Origin of the sequence: Delftia tsuruhatensis NBRC 16741, assembly GCF_001571325.1 — a bacterium.
GTDB lineage: Bacteria > Pseudomonadota > Gammaproteobacteria > Burkholderiales > Burkholderiaceae_C > Comamonas > Comamonas tsuruhatensis.
Map to the genome: position 1 here is coordinate 1 of NZ_BCTO01000131.1, position 737 is coordinate 737.

General features: G+C 68.0%; 1 pseudogene. It reads left to right on the forward strand.

Annotation, left to right across the window (positions count from 1 at the left end):
- Positions 1–737 (forward strand): annotated as a pseudogene (locus tag DTS01S_RS29285) (hypothetical protein); the annotation flags it as partial.

Below are 737 nucleotides of genomic sequence, written 5' to 3' on the forward strand. Positions count from 1 at the left end.
CTGGTGTCCAGCATCCAGACCCAGCTGGCCAGCCAGTACATCGCGGCCACGGGCGACACGGCCGTGATCGGCACCTGGCTGGACCAGCTGGGCGGCGTGGCCGACCTGGCGGGCAAGACCGTGGAGCGCGTGGTGGACTCGCGCTTTTACGTCGTGGCCTTTGTGACCGACTGGGGCGAGGAGTCCGAGCCGTCGCCCATCTCCGAGATGCTGGAGGTGGACCAGAATGACACCGTGACCATCCAGCGGCCCCAGGCCATGACGGGCGAGCAGCATGCCGCGCGCCACGTCGTGAAGTGGCGCATCTACCGCAGCAACGCCTCGGCCGCAGCGGCGGCCTGGCAACTGGTGCAGGAGCTGCAGATCTCCGTGGCCAGCTTCCTCGATGACAAGAAGGGCGAGGAGCTGGACAGCCTGCAGCCGCAGTTCACCTGGGCCGCGCCCCCGTACCGCATGGACGGCCAGTACGAGGGCGACAACAAGCCCAGCGTGGGCGCCAACCCCTACCTGCGCGGGCTCACGGGCATGCCCAACGGCATCATGGCCGGCTTCATCGACAACACCGTGGCGTTCTGCGAGCCCTATGTGCCCTACGCCTGGCCCGTGGACTACCAGGTCACGACCGAGTGGCCCATCGTGGGCATGGCCGTGTTCGACCAGACGCTGTTCGTGGGCACGGCCGGCAATCCGTACTTCGTGACGGGCGCGCACTCGGCGCAGATGTCGGCCATCAAGCT